The sequence below is a fragment of the Rhodococcus wratislaviensis genome (genome assembly GCF_900455735.1).
Taxonomy (GTDB): domain Bacteria; phylum Actinomycetota; class Actinomycetes; order Mycobacteriales; family Mycobacteriaceae; genus Rhodococcus_F; species Rhodococcus_F wratislaviensis.
In genome coordinates this window covers 63,655-79,764 of the sequence record NZ_UAUI01000005.1, presented here as the reverse complement: position 1 = coordinate 79,764, position 16,110 = coordinate 63,655, and the positions used below count along the sequence as shown (strand labels likewise).

The window sequence follows — 16,110 nt, the reverse complement described above, 5'->3', positions numbered from 1 at the left end:
GAATAGCGGAGTCAGGTGAACAACACGCTCACGCTCACGCGTCGAGCGTGCAGTCCCCTGCCGCCGCGGAGATACAAGTCTGGACTCGGTCACCTTCGGCGTGCTGCTTGCCCGACCTCAGGTCGATCGCATGCCCGGCGAGAATCGGCACGACACAGGTCTGGCAGATACCCATCCGGCAGCCGAACGGCATCAGTGCCCCGACCTGCTCACCGGCCTCGAGGAGAGTGGTGGCACCGTCGATCGACACGGTCTTGTCGGCCTTGGCGAACGTGACGGTCCCGCCCTCGCCGGACGTGTCCGCGCGGGAGACGGCGAACCGTTCGAGGTGCAACTTGCCCTCGATGCCCTCGTCGCGCCACAACGTCTCGATCTCGTCGAGCATCGGCAGCGGCCCGCAGGCCCACGTCTGCCGTTCACGCCAATCGGGACACACCTCGTCGAGCGAGGACAACGCGAACTTGCCCTGGCTGCGGGTGAGCTGGATCTTGCACCGGAAGTCGTCGTGCTCCTCGTGGAGCCGGGTGAGCTCGTCGGCGAACATCACGTCGGCGTCGGTGGGGGCCGAATGGACGTGGAAGACGTCGGGGAGCTGACCGCGCCGGTTCATCGTGCGCAGCATCGCCATGACGGGTGTGATGCCGCTGCCCGCGGTGAGGAACAGGATCCGCTCCGGCGGCGGATCGGGCAGCGCGAAGTTGCCCGTGGGCGTCGCGAGCCGCACGATCGTTCCCGAGGGCACGCCGTTGACGAGGTGACTCGACAGGAATCCCTCGGGCATCGCCTTGACGGCGATGGAGATGAGCTTGTCGTCCCAGTTCGGCGGCGACGTGAGGGAGTACGAGCGCCAGTGCCAGCGACCGTCGATGTGCAGACCGATGCCGATGTACTGGCCGGGCTCGTAGTCGAAGTCGAATCCCCAGCCCGGCTTGATGACGATCGTGGCCGAGTCCGCCGTCTCCGCGCGCACCTCCACGATCTGTCCGCGCAGTTCGCGAGCCGACCACAGCGGGTTGGCCAGGTGCAGGTAGTCGTCGGGCAGCAATGGCGTCGTGAGCCGTGCCGCCGCACCCCGCAACCAATTGAGCTTGGACCGCTTGGCGGGCACGACCGCTGCTGCGGGCGCCTCGATCCAATCCTTCAGACCCATCCGACCTCCACCTTTTCCGTCATGACCTACGCTACCGTAGGTTACCAAGCTACGGTACCGTAGGTTACCCCGAGGTAAGAGGACGGACCGGTCAGAGTAGTTCGAGAAGGAACGGAAGCTCCTGGGTGGCGTACCACGCCAGGACATGATCCTCCGCGTCACCGAGAACGAACTCGGCGTCCGGGTCCCCGAGATCCGCCTCGTCGATCGCCGACACGGCCCGTTCGATGTCCGGCTCCGCCTCCGCGAGATCCACGTGCACCGACGCGACCGTGCCGATCGTCACCGGACCGGGCAACCGGACCACGGCGTCGTCGAGGTCCGGTCGCGGCGTCACGTCGTCCACGTCCGCGGCGACCACGGCGCGACGGAAGCGAACCCCGTCGCTCCCGCTCTCCCCCACCCGGCCCGCAATCAGTCGTAGCGAGGCCCGGGCCGCCTCGGCCATCGCGACCTCGGCCAGTTCTTCGTCGTCGCCCGACGAGTACGCCTCGCGGAGCGTGGGGGTGACGGCGAAGGCGGTACGGCTCATCGGATCGAACTCCCGGTCGGCGACGAGCCGCTGAAGGATCTCGATCGTCGCGGGAACGTACACCCTCGTCATGCGTCACCCGTCATTCGCACCGCGGACTTCTCACCGGCTGGCATCCAACAACTCCTCGAGAGATTCGTACAGCAGCGCCGCCACCACGTCCACGTCGGCCATGGCGTCACGGTCTGCATTCAAACCGTAGTAGACGTTGCCGTCGTAGGACGTCAGGCCGATGCTCAAAGTCTGGTTTTTCAGCAGGGGCGACACCGGATACATCTCGAGCATCCGCGCTCCCCCGACGTACAGCGGCAACTGCGGTCCCGGCGCGTTGGTGATCATCAGATTGAACATCCGCTGCGAGAAGCTACTCGCCACACGGGCACTCATCGCGTGCAGCGTTGCGGGCGCGAATCCCGACAAACGCACCAGGGTCTCCGCGGTGACCCGCTGGCTCTGCTTGGCGTGCGCCTCCATGGCGTGCGCCACGTGCGACAGCCGCACCACGGCATTCGGTTCCCCGACCGGCAGGTCGATGAGGAACGACGACACCATGCTCCGCGGATCCGCCCACTCGCCGCGGCGTGACGCCTCGTCGTCGGCCTCGGGATCCGTTGCGTACACGGACATCGGCACCATGGCCCGGACCGTGGTCGACTCGGCCACCGGCTCACCGCGGGACAGCAGCCAGTACCGCATCGCGCCCGCCACGACGGCGAGGATGACGTCGTTGACCTCGCACCCGTACTGCGCGCGGATCTTCCGGTAGTCGCCCAGTTCGGTCTTGACCACCGCGAAGCGCCGATTGCGTGAAATGGTCGCATTGAGCGGACTTGCCGGCGCCACCTGCGTAGCGGTGCGCACCACGGCGGCGACCTTGCCGACGGCGCGCACGGTCTCGCCGAGCGCAGACGCCATGTCACCCAACGTCATCCGCAGCGCCGCCAGCCCTTCGCCCGGCCTCGACACCATCTCCGCCAGCGCCCCGGCGATGAGAGTGGACTCACTGGGGGCCGGGCTCGGCATCCAGAGTTCCTCGGCCATGGGCCGCCGGGTCTTCGCCGGGTCCAGGATCACCTGACCGATCTCGAGCGCCGTCTCACCGTCGACCAGCGAGGAATGGGACTTCGTGAAGATGGCGAAGCGGTTGTTCGACAACCCCTCCACCAGGTACATCTCCCACAGTGGTCGCGTGTTGTCGAGCGGCCGGGACGTGAGCCGTGCGACCAGATCGTGCAACTGGGCGTCCGATCCAGGCTTCGGCAGCGCCGACCGCCGGACGTGGTACTCGATGTCGAAGTCCTGGTCATCCACCCACACCGGCCGCGACAGCCCCAGCGCCACCTCCCGCACCTTCTGCCGGTAGCGCGGCACCAAGCTCAGCCGTTCCTCGACGAGGCTCAGTAATTCCTCGTAGGACAACCCGTTTCGCGGCTTGCGGAAGATCGCGAGCGACCCCACGTGCATCGGCGTACTGCTCGCCTCGAGAAAGTAGAACGACGCGTCCTGCGTAGTCAGTCTCGTCACCATGTCGGCGCCTGTCCCCCTTGCATCCCGTCTCGATCGACCTCGAGAAGTATCGCTATCTCCTCCGCGGTGGCGCCGCCGTCGACGTGGTGGATACCCACCATCCCGACGGCCACCGCACCCCGGACATTGACCGACAGGTCGTCGACGAAGATACAGTCCCCCGGGGCCAGACCGAGCGCGTCGGCCGTCAGCCGGTAGATCCGCGGGTCGGGTTTGGCGACACCGACGTCCCCGGACAGCACGACCTGATCGACCAGCCGGCCGTCACCGAGTTCCCGCAGCCACTGCGCGCCGGGACCACCAGGATCGTTGCTGAGGATCGCGGTCCGCACCCCACGGATCCGGGCACCGGCGAGAACGGACGACAGGCCGTCCATGTCCGAACCGGGACCCGCGAGAACGCCTCCGAAGTCCACTATCAATCCCCGCACGTCACCACCCTAGGGTCCGCTCCCCGGTTCGGCGACACGACGACGGGATCCGTGCGAGTATGACCGCTACGACGGCCGTCTCATGCCGAAACCGGGGGGTAAGAAATGAGTGAGTCCTACACGTTCCTGTCACGGGTGCCGCGCTTCGAACCGGCGGCCGGTGACATTCCCGGGCCACCTCGGCCTGGGCATTCGGCGGCGGCGCCGTCGGGCGGGCGGCACGCGTCCGGGCGCGGCAGGCACCGCTCGTCGCCCCATTCGGGGGCGTCGCCACGCACCGCCGCGACGCAGCCGGGAACTCTGCCTCTTCCGTCGCCGGATGTCCAGCGGTTCACGGAGCAGGCGTTCCGGCTCGTCCTCGAAGTGCTGGATCGGCGCCGCAACGTACGGCAACTGCGGCCGCTGGTGACGCCGTCGCTCGTCGACGTCGTGCGCACGCTCGCGCTGTCGGAGTCGCCCGCCCGGCGACTCGGTGTCGCGACGCTCGTCCGCGTGCACCTGCGTGCGGTGGAGCCGTGCGCATTCGAGGCCTTCGGCACCTACGGCCGAGGACCGCGGATCTTCGTGATCGCGGCCCGTGTCGAACAGGAGTCCGACACGGGCTGGACCGTCACCTCACTGGTGATCGGCTGATCGTCTTCTGCTGCGGTCAGCGCTTGCGCTTGGTCCGCGGGGCCTTCTTGCCCTTCGACTGCGACCGGGCGGCCTCACGCCGCTGGCGACGGGTTCCGGCGTCGGAGGTATCGTCCGACTCGGCCGCTCCGCGGCGGCTGAGCTGGGCGTTGCCGTCCTCGGCAGGCCCGGAGTAGGTGAGCCCGCGGGGCTCGCCGTCGTCCAGTCCCTTCGCACGGAGGGCGGACGGTGCCGCCGTGCCCTGCGCCTGCTGCGCCGCCTCCTGGGTGGGCAGTGGCCGCGGCGCGGCCGGGGCGGGCGAGGCCGACGCCGTCGCCGCAGCGGAGGCCGCGGTGACGCTGACGCCAGGGGCCTGTGCCGCCTGCGGGGCGGCCGCCTCGACCTGAAGGTTGAACAGGAATCCGACCGACTCCTCCTTCAGGCCCTCGAGCATGCCGCCGAACATGTCGAAACCTTCGCGCTGGTACTCGACGAGCGGATCACGCTGGGCCATCGCCCGCAGGCCGATGCCTTCCTTGAGGTAGTCCATCTCGTAGAGGTGTTCGCGCCACTTGCGGTCGAGCACGCTCAGCAGGACGCGGCGCTCCAGTTCGCGCATCGATCCCTCGCCGGCGACGCCGTCGATCTCGGCCTCGCGCCGGGCGTAGGCGTCGTGTGCATCCTTCAGCAGGGTCTCACGCAGTTCTTCGGCGGTGATGTCGTTGGTCTCACCGTCGTCGCTGTCGCCGACCAGTTCCTTGTAGTCGAGGCCGACCGGGTACAGCGTCTTGAGGGCCGTCCACAGTTGTTCGAGATCCCAGTCCTCGACGTACCCTTCGGCGGTGGCGCCGTCGACGTAGGCGGTGACCACGTCGGTGATCATCTTCTCGACCTGGCCCTCCATATCCTTGCCTTCGAGGATCTGGCGGCGCTCGTTGTAGATGACCGTGCGCTGCTGGTTCATCACCTCGTCGTACTTGAGGACGTTCTTGCGGATCTCGAAGTTCTGCTGCTCGACCTGCGTCTGCGCGCTCTTGATGGCCTTCGAGACCATCTTCGCCTCGATCGGAACGTCGTCGGGCAGGTTGAGCCGGGTCATGATCGACTCGAGCGCCGCGCCGTTGAACCGTCGCATCAACTCGTCGCCGAGCGACAGGTAGAACCGCGACTCACCCGGATCGCCCTGACGGCCGGACCGGCCGCGCAACTGGTTGTCGATGCGCCGGGACTCGTGCCGCTCGGTGCCGAGGACGTACAGTCCGCCCGCCTCACGAACCTTGTCCGCGTCCGCCTTCACCTCGGCCTTGACCTGGTCGAGGACGTCGTCCCACGCCGCCTCGTAGTCGTCGGGCGTGTGAACGGGGTCGAGCCCCTGCTTGCGGAGCGCGATGTCCGCGATGATGTCGGGGTTGCCGCCGAGCACGACGTCGGTACCACGACCGGCCATGTTGGTCGCCACGGTGACGGCGCCCGACCTGCCGGCCTCGGCGATGATCTGGGCTTCCTGCTCGTGGAACTTCGCGTTCAGCACGTTGTGTGCCACGCCGCGTTTGGTGAATTGCTTCGACAGGTACTCGGACCGCTCGACGCTGGTCGTGCCGATCAGGACCGGCTGACCCTTCTCGTGCCGCTCCACCACGTCGTCGACGACGGCGTCGAACTTGGCTTCCTCGGTCTTGTAGATCAGGTCGCCGTTGTCGACGCGGACCATCGGCCGGTTGGTGGGGATCGGGATGACGCCGAGGTTGTAGATCTGGTGCAGCTCGGCGGCCTCGGTCTCGGCCGTACCCGTCATGCCCGACAGCTTGTCGTAGAGGCGGAAGTAGTTCTGCAGCGTGATCGTGGCGAGGGTCTGGTTCTCGGCCTTGATCTCGACCTTCTCCTTGGCCTCGATGGCCTGGTGCATGCCCTCGTTGTACCGGCGGCCGACGAGGACGCGGCCGGTGAACTCGTCGACGATGATCACCTCACCGTCGCGGACGATGTAGTCCTTGTCCTTCGTGTAGAGCTCCTTGGCCTTGATGGCGTTGTTCAGGTAGCTCACGAGCGGCGAGTTGGCGGCCTCGTACAGGTTGTCGATGCCGAGCTGGTCCTCGACGAGTTCGACGCCGGCCTCGTGGACGCCGATGGTGCGTTTGCGGATGTCGACCTCGTAGTGCACGTCACGCTTGAGCAGCGGCGCGATGCGCGCGAACTCCGCGTACCACTTGCTCGAGGCGTCGGCAGGGCCGGAGATGATGAGGGGGGTCCGGGCCTCGTCGATGAGGATGGAGTCGACCTCGTCGACGACCGCGAAGCTGTGACCGCGCTGGACGAGATCGTCCAGGGAGTGCGTCATGTTGTCACGCAGGTAGTCGAACCCGAACTCGTTGTTGGTGCCGTATGTGATGTCGGCCGCATAGGCTGCGCGACGCTCGGCAGGCGACATGCCGGACAGGATCACGCTGGTGTCGAGGCCGAGGAAGCGGTGGACGCGGCCCATCCACTCGGAGTCGCGCTTGGCGAGGTAGTCGTTGACCGTGACGACGTGCACGCCGTCCCCGGCGATCGCGTTGAGGTACGCGGGCAACACGCAGGTCAGGGTCTTGCCCTCACCCGTCTTCATCTCGGCGATGTTGCCGAAGTGGAGGGCGGCGCCGCCCATGATCTGCACGTGGAAGTGCCGCTGGTCGATGACCCGCCAGGACGCCTCGCGGGCGACGGCGAACGCCTCGGGCAGCAGCTCGTCGAGCGTCTCGCCGTCGCGGTAGCGGGCGCGGAACTCCTCGGTCTTCGCGCGGAGTTGCTCGTCGGTCAGGTCTTCGACCTCGGGCGACAGCGAGGAAACGTGGTCGGCGATGTGCTTGAGCCGCTTGACCATGCGACCTTCACCAACACGGAGCAGCTTCGATAGCGACAGCGACGGCACAGTCTTGTTCGTCCTCAATCTTCGGCAGTGGATGGGTGACACACAAAATCCGGCCGGAGGTCCGAGAACCCCGGCCGGATTCCATGGTAGGCGCTTCCGCGATCGGACGAGTAGACCGACCGCTCGGATCGTCAGGCGGAACGGGAGTACATCACGCCAGACGGATCAATCCGTAGTCGAACGCGTGCCGTCGGTAGACGACGGTCGCCTTGTCCGACTCCTTGTCGTGGAACAGGAAGAAATCGTGTCCCACCAGCTCCATCTCGTACAAAGCGTCGTCGACGGTCATCGGCGTGGCCTTGTGTTCCTTGGTACGCACGACATGACCCGGCGTGTGCTCGTCCGACACCTGACCGTCCAGGGAGATGTCGGGACTGATGCCGAGACTGTCGTCCTCGGCGAGTGCGGCGGTGGCCTCCGCCACCGACACCGGGGTCTTTTCCCCGTAGTGGACCTTTTTGCGATCCTTGGTGCGGCGGAGCCTGCTCTCGAGCTTGGCGGTCACCGACTCGAATGCTGCATAGAAGCTGTCGGCGCATGCCTCGGCTCGGGCTACCGGCCCCTTGCCTCGGGCAGTGATCTCGACGCGCTGGCAGTTTTTCCTCTGGCGTCGATTGGGTTCGTGGTGAAGTTCGACATCGAACAGGAATATGGAGGGATCGAAGCGCTCGAGGCGCGACAGCTTCTCGGAGACGTACACGCGGAAGTGGTCGGGTACCTCGACGTTGCGTCCCTTGACGACGATCTCGGCGTTGGGGGTATCCGTCTTCTCTTGTGCATCCGTTGTGCGGTCGTCGACGAAAACCGAGGCTTGCGAAGGGGTCGTCACTCGTACCTCCCGATTACGGCCCCGCCCCTTGATGGGCGGCGGCGAGTTTGAGCAATGCCGGAAGGGGGTCCGCCCGGCACCAGGTTCGAAGTTCCACCTCCTACCTGTGTTTTCGGGTGTGTCCGCGACGCTAGTACGTAACGCGCGCGAGTGCCACTGTTCGGCAGAATTTCATCTGACACCCGCCACGACGACCACCGCGCTCACTCGGATACCTGCTCGCGACAGCACCCGGACCGACTCGGCGGCGGTCGCCCCGGTGGTCGACACGTCGTCCAGCAGTACCACCGAGATACGTTGCAGTGCAGCCGGTCCCGACGAGAGAAGCCGCGCGAATCCTTCCCCGCTGCGCGTCAACCGGACGCCACCCTCGAGGTTTACTCGACGTTGATCTGCGCTCAGTCCGACCGAATCGCGCACGGCGTGTCGCATCACGAGCGCGGGGCACACGCGTCTGCCTCCCACCGCGGCGACGGCGATCCGGGCGACGGGGTCGCCGCCGCGTGCACGGGCGGCCCGGGGACGCGTCGGAGCCGGCACCAGAACCACCGGGGCCACGTTCGGCGGGTCGAGTTCACCCCACTGCTGCAGACGGCCCAGGGCGCCAGCGACGGCGGATCCGAGGGGCGCAGCGAGATCACGCCGCCCGCGTTCCTTCGCGGCGATCACGGCCCGACGGCGGGCACCCGAGTACGGTCCGAGTGCCCACACCCCGACCCCGGGATCGACGCGGGGCCGGAGCAGCACGGGATCGTCTGCCAACTCCGTGGCGCAGCGGGCACACCACTGAGTGCCCGGCACCCCGCACCCGCCGCATTCGGCGGGCAGGATCAGGTCGAGCAGGCTCCGGAGGCCGGGCAGGGCGCGCATGCGGGCAGTATCGGCGACCGCACCGACAGCCTCAGCCCGGCAGGACCGGGATCGCCTTCACACCCGTCAACCCGGGAACCTCCCGCCAGTACCGGTCGCCCGCCGGATCGTTGTTGTTCAACTGGAACACCGCCCGGGAGTCGGCGACGAACTCCGTGGTCGTCGACGCGTCCACGGCGACCACCGGTGCGGTCAGGTTGCGACTCGGCAGCGCGTCCATCCGCGAGCCGTCGACGGCCACCTGCACCACCGGGATGTCCGAGGCGGCGCGCGCGACGACGATCGTGTCGCTCGTGCTCCAGTCCAGGGACAGCGCCGGGCTGCCCAGGCCGATCGCGACCGCACGGGGATTCGTCAAAGCGTACTCACCACCCGGCATCTGGGTGACGATGGCGAGATAGACCTTGCCGTCGACGATCAGTGCCGCCCGTACCCCGTCGCGGGACAGCCGCAACTCGGTGATCGTGGCACCGAGCGCGGTGACGGCGCCGGCGTCGACGTTGACCACCGACGTCCGGCCGGTGCCGGGCTCGCGCAACACCCGAATGACGGTGTTGCCGTTGACCGCTGCCCAGATCGCCGAATTGTCGGGTGCCCATGTCGGGCGGGTGATCGCGCCGCCCTCGAGCACCGACGCGGCACCGTCCTCGTACGCGCCGACCATGAGCGAACTCGCGGGTTCCGGCGCGGGACGCCCGGTGTCCGCGACTGCGGCGACCAGCTTTCCGTCCTGGGACAGTGCGAGCGAACGCATGTTGCGGGCCGAACCGAAGTACCCGGGCACCGGAGTGACACCGGTTTCGGTGACGCTCACCATCGACCCCTCACGCAGCGCGTGCAACCCCACGGTGGCGCTCGACGTCGCGAACGGGTTCATGGACGCGACGTCGGCGGTGGTCCACCCGTTCGGGAACCGCTCGTCGAAGGGCTCGCCGTCGGCGAGCAGTACATAGGGACCCGAGATCTCCGCGTTGGCCAGCGTCCAGATCACCTGCGCTGCGAACAGCTGCTTCGCCTGCGCGTCCATCGGCGGCACGCCGGCGAAGTCGATCCGGATCCCGCCGAGCCCCACCCCCACCTGCGCGGTGCGGCCGTCGGCCTTCGTGATTGGGCCCCGCACCGACACCCCGTCGCCGAGCTCGTTGCGCACGGCCGGGGCCAGGGCGGCCTTCGGGCCGTCGATCAGCAGGCCGATCAGCTGCGACGCCATCTGGTCCTGGGCGCCCGACACCCAGCGCGGATCCGGCACCACCGTCGTCCCGGCCGGGTCGAGGAAGTACAGCGATTTGCGCTGGTAGGTGTTAAGGAACTGCGCCCGGTCGAGGATCACGCCTGCGGGGAGCTCGGAGATCCGCCACTCACCGCCCTGCAGCTCCAGACTGATCTTCGTCTCGAAACTGCCCTCCTCCGCCACGTACAGTCCGCCGGGCTCGAGCTGCCCCACCTTGTTGGCGCGGATCGTGTACGTCGCCTGGTCGGCCGACCGTGTCTCCGGCAGGACGTCGACCTTGTCGACGATGGTCGCACTGGCCGCGTCGTCCCACCTGCCGGACACACCGGGGGTGAGGAATTGGCGGGCGGCGAGGTGCCGGTCGGACGGATCGGTGCTGGCCTTGAAGAAGTCGCGCAGCAGCAGGTCGGGTTCACGCCCCGGCGCCGGGGCCGCGACGCTCGATCCGGGCGAGTCACGATTGATCGTGCCGATCGCCTGCGGTGTGGAGGAATCCGGGAGGCTGGCGCACCCACTGACCGTCACGAGGACCGCGAGGGCGATCGCACCGCACACCGACCGCGACTGAAGGGCGGATCGCCGGCCGGGCATCACAGGTCCCGCTCCGGAAGGTGCGAACCGTCTCGGTCACCGACGTGCGCACGCTCACGCTTCTGGGGAACCGTGCGGGACTCGTCGGCCGCCGTCTCCGGACTCTCGTTGCGCACCGGCAACGTGGTGTCACCCGGGACGGGCTGCCCCTGAACGTATTTCGCGGTTCCCGGCTTCAGCGGCAGCGGGCTCGACACGACCTTCCGGCCCCGCACCCGCGGCAGCGTCAGCCGGAAGCAGGCGCCCTGCCCTGGTTCGCCCCACGCCTCGAGCCTGCCGTCGTGGAGATTCGCGTCCTCCACGCTGATCGCGAGTCCGAGGCCGGTACCGCCCGACCGTCGCACACGCGACGGGTCGGACCGCCAGAACCTGTTGAACACCAGCTTCTCCTCGCCCGGCCGCAGGCCCACGCCCTGGTCGCGCACGATGAACGCCGCAGCGCTGTCGTCGGCGCGCAGGCGCAGGAGCACCGGTTTGCCTTCTCCGTGATCGATCGCATTCGCGAGGAGGTTCCGCAGAATGCGTTCCACGCGACGCGGGTCCACCTCGGCCATGACTGCCTGATCGGGCAGGTCCACGATCAGTTCGGTCCCGCTCTCACGGGCGAGGTGACGGACCGTCGAGACCGCCGCGCGCGCACACATCCGGACGTCCAGTTGCTCGGCGGCCAGTTCCGCGACACCGGCGTCGTGCCTGCTGATCTCGAGGAGGTCGGCCAGCAGCCCCTCGAACCGGTCGAGTTCGGCGACGAGCAACTCCGACGACCGCCGGAGGACGGGGTCGAGATCGTCGCTGCCGTCGTGGATGAGATCGGCCGCCATGCGCACCGTCGTCAGCGGTGTCCGCAGCTCGTGGCTCACGTCGGAGGTGAATCTCTTCTGAAGGTTTCCGAACTCTTCGAGCTGGGTGATCTGTTTCGACAGGCTCTCCGCCATCTCGTTGAACGACATCGCGAGCCGGGCCATGTCGTCCTCACCGCGCACGGGCATGCGTTCCTTCAGCCGGCCGTCGGCGAACCGCACCGCGATCCGGGACGCCGACCGGATGGGCAGAACCACCTGCCGTGCGACGAGGAGCGCGATGGCCGCGAGCAGCACGGCGAGCACCGCACCACCCACCAGTAGCGTGCCGCGGACCAGCGACAGGCTGCGGTCCTCACTGGCCAGCGGGAACACGAGGTACAGCTCGAGCGTGGAGATCGCCGACGCGGTCGGGCTCCCGACTATCAGAGCCGGCCCCGAATAGCCTTCGGGATCGTTCACCGTGGCGAACTGGTAGGCCACCTGACCGGCCTGGACGAACGCCCGCAGTGATTCCGGGATCTGGTCCGCCGGACCGCTGGATGTCGGGGCGCGCGGACCGTCACCGGGCACGATCAGCACGGGATCGAACGTTCCCGCCGACCCCGACGCCTGACCGGCGTCGGGCTCCCGGTTCGTCAGCGCCGCCCGGGCGCCGTCGAGCTGGGTAGTGGGCGAACTACTGTCGTCCGCGCCGGCCAGCTGCCCCTCCACCGTGCTGCGGGCACGGTCCATCTCCTCGGTCGCCGCGTTGATCTTCGTTTCGAGCAGACGGTCGGTGATCTGACTCGTCAGCACGACGCCGAGCACGACGATGACGATGAGCGACAACGTCAACGTCGAGACGACGACCCTCAGCTGCAGCGATCGACGCCACGTGTGCGCGAGGGTATTGCTCAGTGAGTGACCCCACCGAAGGATCGGCGAAACGCGTCGGTTGACACGACGCCGCCATCGGGAAACACCTGTCACGGCGGTCCGGCCTTGTAGCCGACCCCCCTGACCGTCAAAACCACTTCGGGATTCTCGGGATCAGTCTCGACCTTGGCCCGCAGACGCTGAACGTGCACGTTGACCAGGCGGGTGTCGGCTGCATGTCGGTAACCCCACACCTGCTCGAGCAGGACCTCGCGGGTGAACACCTGTCGCGGCTTGCGCGCCAGAGCCACCAGGAGGTCGAACTCGAGGGGGGTGAGGGAAATCAGTTCTTCGCCCCGGCTCACCTTGTGGGCGGGAACGTCGATGACGATGTCGGCGATGCTGAGCAGCTCCGCCGGCTCGTCCTCGGTCCGGCGAAGCCGTGCCCGGACCCGCGCTACCAGTTCCTTCGGCTTGAACGGCTTCATGATGTAGTCGTCCGCGCCGGATTCCAATCCGAGGACCACGTCGACGGTGTCCGTCTTCGCGGTCAGCATCACGATGGGGACACCGGAATCGGCCCGCAGGACGCGGCACACGTCGATGCCGTTCATGCCGGGCAGCATCAGGTCGAGCAGCACCAGGTCCGGGCGTGTCTCCCGGACCGCGGTGAGCGCCTGGGTCCCGTCCCCCACCACATACGGATCGAATCCTTCGCCGCGGAGGACGATCGTGAGCATCTCCGCGAGCGCAGTGTCGTCGTCGACAACCAGAATCCTTGGCTTCATGTCCCTATCGTTGCATCTTCGGAGGCCGTAACAGCCCGTTCGCCGTTACGGCGTGCCGTGTTCTTTCTCGTCACGGCGTGCCGTGTCGTCACTCAAGAGTGCCAGGTTTTCGGCGAGCGTGACCGGATCGGTGTCCGGAGTGAGCACCCACCACGGCGAAATCCAGTCCTTCACGGCCAGCTCGCGGTACACCTCGCCGGTGCGTTCCTGCAGTCCACGGTCGCGTTCGTAGGCGTCGAGCGACCGGCTCGCATCCGCCGATTCGCGGCCGCGGGCGCGTTGCGCGGCGAGGGCAACGGGAACGTCCAAATACAGTTGCAGGTCGGGCCGGGGCAGCCCCAACCGTACGAATTCGAGGTTCGCCACCCACTCGACGAACTCGCCGTCCGCCCCCTGATGCAACCGGGCCGCACCGTAGGCGGCGTTGGACGCCACATAGCGGTCGAGAATCACCAGGTCGTGTTCGGCGAGCAGCGCGGACAGCTCCCCGACGGCGCCGGACCGGTCCAGCGCGAACATCACGGCCATCGCGTGCACGGAGTCGCTGAGGTCACCGTGCGCGCCCTTGAGAGCCTCGGACGCCAGATCCGCGTGCACGGACCTGCCGTACCGCGGAAAGTCGAGGGTGCCGACCGTCAGGCCCTGTTCGGTGAGGCGTGCCACCACTGCGCCGACGAGTGTTCGCTTGCCCGCGCCGTCCAGGCCTTCCAGCGCAATCAGTTTTCCCACGAGGAAGAAGGCTATCCCCCGGCCCGTACGCGACGGACCGGGGGACGCCGCGATCTCTAGTACCGGTAGTGCTCGGGCTTGAACGGGCCCTCGACGTCGACGCCGATGTACTCCGCCTGCTCCTTCGTGAGCTTGGTGAGCGTGCCACCGAGCGCTTCGACGTGGATCTTCGCGACCTTCTCGTCGAGGTGCTTCGGGAGGCGGTACACCTCGTTGTCGTACTCCTCCGGCTTCGTCCACAGTTCGATCTGCGCGATCACCTGGTTGGAGAAGCTGTTGCTCATCACGAACGAGGGGTGGCCGGTGGCGTTGCCGAGGTTCAGCAGGCGGCCCTCGGACAGCACGATGATCGAGTGGCCGTCCTTGAACCGGAACTCGTCCACCTGCGGCTTGATGTTGATGCGGGTGACCTCGCCGGAGCGCTCGAGGCCGGCCATGTCGATCTCGTTGTCGAAGTGGCCGATGTTGCCCAGGATGGCCTGGTGCTTCATCTGCTTCATGTGCTCGAACGTGATGATGTCCTTGTTGCCCGTGGACGTGATGACGATGTCGGCCCAGCCGATGGCCTGCTCTACCGTCTTCACCTCGAAGCCGTCCATCAGCGCCTGGAGGGCGTTGATGGGGTCGACCTCGGTGACCGCGACGCGGGCACCCTGTCCACGCAGAGCCTCCGCGCAGCCCTTGCCGACGTCGCCGTAACCGCAGACGAGCGCGGCCTTGCCGCCGATCAGCACGTCGGTGCCGCGGTTGATGCCGTCGAGCAGCGAGTGCCGGGTGCCGTACTTGTTGTCGAACTTGCTCTTGGTGACCGAGTCGTTGACGTTGATGGCCGGGAACGCGAGTTCACCGGCGGCCGCGACCTGGTAGAGACGCAGGACACCGGTCGTGGTCTCCTCGGTGACGCCCTGGACCGATTCCGCAACCTTGGTCCACTTGGTCTTGTCGGCTTCGAGGGACTGACGCAGCAGGGCGAGGAACACCTTGTACTCGTCGGAATCCTGCTCGTCGTCCGTGGGCGGCACGACGCCTGCCTTCTCGAACTGCGCGCCCTTGAGGACGAGCATCGTGGCGTCGCCGCCGTCGTCGAGGATCATGTTCGCGGGCTTGTCTGCGTCCGGCCAGGTGAGCATCTGCTCGGCGGCCCACCAGTACTCCTCGAGCGTCTCGCCCTTCCACGCGAAGACCGGGGTGCCCTGCGGCTCCTCGGGCGTGCCGTGCGGGCCGACGACGATCGCGGCGGCGGCGTGATCCTGCGTCGAGAAGATGTTGCACGAGGCCCAGCGGACCTCGGCGCCCAGCGCAACGAGCGTCTCGATGAGGACGGCCGTCTGGATGGTCATGTGCAGCGAACCGGAAATGCGAGCACCCTTGAGCGGCAGCACCTCTGCGTACTCGCGGCGAAGCGCCATCAGTCCCGGCATCTCGTGCTCGGCGAGCCGGATCTCCTTGCGGCCGAACTCGGCGAGCGAAAGGTCCGCCACCTTGAAATCGATCCCGTTTCGGCTCTCGGCCACGGGCGTGGTTGAAACTGAGGTCGTCATCTGCCTCTCCTGGTTGACTGCTGTTTCGATCAAGGCTATCGGTACTGCGGGCCGAGGGTCACACTCACGTGAGGCTGCGCCGCGGAGCGGTCACTCCCGATCGGCCCCGTCGACCGCCTCGTCCACGAAAGGCCCCAGAAGAGCACCCAGATCCTCGGCGACGTTGGCCTCGGATTCGGGTGGCATCGAGATGTAACTCATAGCGAGGCGCACGATGGCGCGGCTGAGAATCCCCGCGTCCGACGGGTTCGCCCGCACCCAGCACCGCTGGAAGACGTCGGCGAGCCGCGTGGACGCCCGCTCGATGATCGGCGCGCTCTCGGTCGTGATCAGACGCAGCAGATCGGGCTTGGTCTCGCCGCGCAGAAGTGACTGCACGAGCGGGTCGGACAGGCTCGCCGCGAAGAACGCGGTGAACCCGGAGAGCAGCGCGGCACGACCCTCCCCGACGTTCGCCACGAGCGCCTCGTCGACGGCGTCGACCAGCTCGTCGGCCAGCCGGAGGGCGTACGCCTCCGCCAGCCCCTGCCGGGACTTGAACTCGTTGTAGAGCGTCTGCCTGCTCACCCCGGCGCCGGTCGCGACATCCGACATCGTGATGTCCGACCAGTCCTTCTCGAACAAGAGATCCCGCATCGCATCGAGCACCGACTGACGCAGCAGCAACCGCGCAGCCTCCTGATAGGGCACCCGGACACGCGACGAAGTCATGG

14 protein-coding genes are annotated in these 16,110 nt (G+C 67.5%); 1 reads left to right on the top strand and 13 read right to left on the bottom strand.

Annotated features, from left to right (window positions below; all coding sequences use genetic code 11):
• Positions 1 to 34 precede the first annotated feature (34 nt).
• The 4 genes from DTA22_RS09640 to DTA22_RS09625 all read right to left on the bottom strand — a co-directional run bounded on the left by DTA22_RS09640 (position 35) and on the right by DTA22_RS09625 (position 3,640).
• The gene (locus DTA22_RS09640) at positions 35 to 1,150 is read right to left on the bottom strand and encodes a ferredoxin reductase (RefSeq protein WP_037245141.1); all 1,116 of its coding nucleotides are present in this window, start codon (positions 1,148 to 1,150) and stop codon (positions 35 to 37) included.
• Between the two features lie 91 nt (positions 1,151 to 1,241).
• Positions 1,242 to 1,754 carry a DUF6912 family protein gene (locus DTA22_RS09635; protein ID WP_009479537.1) on the bottom strand — a complete coding sequence of 171 codons (513 nt, stop codon included), beginning with the start codon at positions 1,752 to 1,754 and terminating at the stop codon, positions 1,242 to 1,244.
• A 30-nt stretch (positions 1,755 to 1,784) separates the two neighbouring features.
• A complete protein-coding gene (locus DTA22_RS09630) occupies positions 1,785 to 3,209 on the bottom strand; it encodes a WS/DGAT/MGAT family O-acyltransferase (RefSeq protein ID WP_037245137.1) in 1,425 nt (474 codons plus the stop codon).
• Positions 3,203 to 3,640, bottom strand: a complete 438-nt coding sequence (locus DTA22_RS09625) for an HAD-IA family hydrolase (protein WP_037245135.1) — start codon at positions 3,638 to 3,640, stop codon at positions 3,203 to 3,205. Before DTA22_RS09625 ends, DTA22_RS09630 begins: the two co-directional genes overlap by 7 nt.
• A gap of 105 nt (positions 3,641 to 3,745) precedes the next feature.
• Here DTA22_RS09625 and DTA22_RS09620 point away from each other — a divergent pair, with 105 nt between their 5' ends.
• Positions 3,746 to 4,273 (top strand): Rv3235 family protein, encoded by a 528-nt coding sequence (locus DTA22_RS09620; RefSeq protein WP_112299301.1) that lies wholly within the window; start codon positions 3,746 to 3,748, stop codon positions 4,271 to 4,273.
• A 16-nt stretch (positions 4,274 to 4,289) separates the two neighbouring features.
• On the opposite strand, the gene secA is transcribed toward DTA22_RS09620, so the two are convergent.
• From secA to DTA22_RS09575, 9 genes are all read right to left on the bottom strand, one after another.
• Positions 4,290 to 7,160 carry a preprotein translocase subunit SecA gene (gene secA / locus DTA22_RS09615; RefSeq protein WP_037245132.1) on the bottom strand — a complete coding sequence of 957 codons (2,871 nt, stop codon included), beginning with the start codon at positions 7,158 to 7,160 and terminating at the stop codon, positions 4,290 to 4,292.
• Between the two features lie 151 nt (positions 7,161 to 7,311).
• Complete coding sequence (hpf, locus tag DTA22_RS09610; RefSeq protein WP_037245130.1) at positions 7,312 to 7,989, bottom strand: ribosome hibernation-promoting factor, HPF/YfiA family; 678 nt, start codon at positions 7,987 to 7,989, stop codon at positions 7,312 to 7,314.
• Positions 7,990 to 8,160: 171 nt separating this feature from the next.
• Entirely contained in the window at positions 8,161 to 8,859 is a 699-nt protein-coding gene (locus DTA22_RS09605) for a ComF family protein (RefSeq protein WP_112299300.1), read from the bottom strand.
• A gap of 31 nt (positions 8,860 to 8,890) precedes the next feature.
• Entirely contained in the window at positions 8,891 to 10,684 is a 1,794-nt protein-coding gene (lpqB, locus tag DTA22_RS09600; protein ID WP_081792783.1) for an MtrAB system accessory lipoprotein LpqB, read from the bottom strand.
• The gene (gene mtrB / locus DTA22_RS09595) at positions 10,681 to 12,453 is read right to left on the bottom strand and encodes an MtrAB system histidine kinase MtrB (RefSeq protein ID WP_037245119.1); all 1,773 of its coding nucleotides are present in this window, start codon (positions 12,451 to 12,453) and stop codon (positions 10,681 to 10,683) included. The genes lpqB and mtrB overlap by 4 nt, the downstream gene beginning before the upstream one ends.
• A complete protein-coding gene (gene mtrA, locus DTA22_RS09590; RefSeq protein ID WP_005240059.1) occupies positions 12,450 to 13,127 on the bottom strand; it encodes an MtrAB system response regulator MtrA in 678 nt (225 codons plus the stop codon). The genes mtrB and mtrA overlap by 4 nt, the downstream gene beginning before the upstream one ends.
• Positions 13,128 to 13,172: 45 nt before the next feature.
• Positions 13,173 to 13,856 (bottom strand): dTMP kinase, encoded by a 684-nt coding sequence (locus DTA22_RS09585; RefSeq protein WP_037245116.1) that lies wholly within the window; start codon positions 13,854 to 13,856, stop codon positions 13,173 to 13,175.
• Between the two features lie 56 nt (positions 13,857 to 13,912).
• The gene (ahcY, locus tag DTA22_RS09580; protein ID WP_037245113.1) at positions 13,913 to 15,397 is read right to left on the bottom strand and encodes an adenosylhomocysteinase; all 1,485 of its coding nucleotides are present in this window, start codon (positions 15,395 to 15,397) and stop codon (positions 13,913 to 13,915) included.
• A gap of 90 nt (positions 15,398 to 15,487) precedes the next feature.
• Positions 15,488 to 16,108: a TetR/AcrR family transcriptional regulator gene (locus DTA22_RS09575; protein ID WP_037245110.1), complete on the bottom strand. Its 621-nt coding sequence runs from the start codon at positions 16,106 to 16,108 to the stop codon at positions 15,488 to 15,490.
• Between the last annotated feature and the right edge of the window lie 2 nt (positions 16,109 to 16,110).